This is a genomic window from Enterobacter sp. 342 (assembly GCF_036663495.1).
GTDB lineage: Bacteria > Pseudomonadota > Gammaproteobacteria > Enterobacterales > Enterobacteriaceae > Enterobacter.
The window spans coordinates 1-2,231 of record NZ_JAWUEI010000092.1 but is presented as its reverse complement, the minus strand read 5'-3'; the positions used below and the strand labels follow the sequence as shown (position 1 = coordinate 2,231).

Annotated in this window: 1 rRNA gene; it reads right to left on the bottom strand. The window is 53.0% G+C overall.

Annotated features, from left to right (window positions below):
• A 23S ribosomal RNA gene (locus tag V6E55_RS25285) occupies nucleotides 1-2,211 on the bottom strand; the annotation flags it as partial.
• Nucleotides 2,212-2,231 lie beyond the last annotated feature (20 nt).

Below are 2,231 nucleotides of genomic sequence, written 5' to 3'. Positions count from 1 at the left end.
ACGGGTCTACGTTAGAACACCAGCCATTAAAGGGTGGTATTTCAAGGTTGGCTCCACGCAGACTGGCGTCCACGCTTCAAAGCCTCCCACCTATCCTACACATCAAGGACCAGTGTTCAGTGTCAAGCTATAGTAAAGGTTCACGGGGTCTTTCCGTCTTGCCGCGGGTACACTGCATCTTCACAGCGAGTTCAATTTCACTGAGTCTCGGGTGGAGACAGCCTGGCCATCATTACGCCATTCGTGCAGGTCGGAACTTACCCGACAAGGAATTTCGCTACCTTAGGACCGTTATAGTTACGGCCGCCGTTTACCGGGGCTTCGATCAAGAGCTTCGCGTTGCCGCTAACCCCATCAATTAACCTTCCGGCACCGGGCAGGCGTCACACCGTATACGTCCACTTTCGTGTTTGCACAGTGCTGTGTTTTTAATAAACAGTTGCAGCCAGCTGGTATCTTCGACTGATTTCAGCTCCACCCGCAGGGGCTTCACCTACATATCAGCGTGCCTTCTCCCGAAGTTACGGCACCATTTTGCCTAGTTCCTTCACCCGAGTTCTCTCAAGCGCCTTGGTATTCTCTACCTGACCACCTGTGTCGGTTTGGGGTACGATTTGATGTTACCTGATGCTTAGAGGCTTTTCCTGGAAGCAGGGCATTTGTTACTTCAGCACCGTAGTGCCTCGTCATCACACCTCAGCGTTAAAAGGTACCGGATTTACCTGGAACCTCCGCCTACATGCTTAAACCGGGACAACCGTCGCCCGGCTAACATAGCCTTCTCCGTCCCCCCTTCGCAGTAACACCAAGTACAGGAATATTAACCTGTTTCCCATCGACTACGCCTTTCGGCCTCGCCTTAGGGGTCGACTCACCCTGCCCCGATTAACGTTGGACAGGAACCCTTGGTCTTCCGGCGTGCGGGCTTTTCACCCGCATTATCGTTACTTATGTCAGCATTCGCACTTCTGATACCTCCAGCAACCCTCACAGGCCACCTTCAACGGCTTACAGAACGCTCCCCTACCCAACAACGCATAAGCGTCGCTGCCGCAGCTTCGGTGCATGGTTTAGCCCCGTTACATCTTCCGCGCAGGCCGACTCGACCAGTGAGCTATTACGCTTTCTTTAAATGATGGCTGCTTCTAAGCCAACATCCTGGCTGTCTGTGCCTTCCCACATCGTTTCCCACTTAACCATGACTTTGGGACCTTAGCTGGCGGTCTGGGTTGTTTCCCTCTTCACGACGGACGTTAGCACCCGCCGTGTGTCTCCCGTGATAACATTCTTCGGTATTCGTAGTTTGCATCGGGTTGGTAAGCCGGGATGGCCCCCTAGCCGAAACAGTGCTCTACCCCCGAAGATGAGTTCACGAGGCGCTACCTAAATAGCTTTCGGGGAGAACCAGCTATCTCCCGGTTTGATTGGCCTTTCACCCCCAGCCACAAGTCATCCGCTAATTTTTCAACATTAGTCGGTTCGGTCCTCCAGTTAGTGTTACCCAACCTTCAACCTGCCCATGGCTAGATCACCGGGTTTCGGGTCTATACCCTGCAACTTAACGCCCAGTTAAGACTCGGTTTCCCTTCGGCTCCCCTATACGGTTAACCTTGCTACAGAATATAAGTCGCTGACCCATTATACAAAAGGTACGCAGTCACACCACGAAGGTGCTCCCACTGCTTGTACGTACACGGTTTCAGGTTCTTTTTCACTCCCCTCGCCGGGGTTCTTTTCGCCTTTCCCTCACGGTACTGGTTCACTATCGGTCAGTCAGGAGTATTTAGCCTTGGAGGATGGTCCCCCCATATTCAGACAGGATACCACGTGTCCCGCCCTACTCTTCGAGTTCACAACCTGTGCATTTTCGTGTACGGGACTTTCACCCTGTACCGTGCGACTTTCCAGACGCTTCCACTAACACACAAGCTGATTCAGACTCTGGGCTGCTCCCCGTTCGCTCGCCGCTACTGGGGGAATCTCGGTTGATTTCTTTTCCTCGGGGTACTTAGATGTTTCAGTTCCCCCGGTTCGCCTCGTTAACCTATGTATTCAGTTAACGATAGTGTGTCGGAACACACTGGGTTTCCCCATTCGGACATCGCCGGGTCAAAGGTTCATATCACCTCGCCGGCGCTTTTCGCAGATTAGCACGTCCTTCATCGCCTCTGACTGCCAGGGCATCCACCGTGTACGCTTAGTCGCTTAACCTCACAACCCGAAGATGTTTC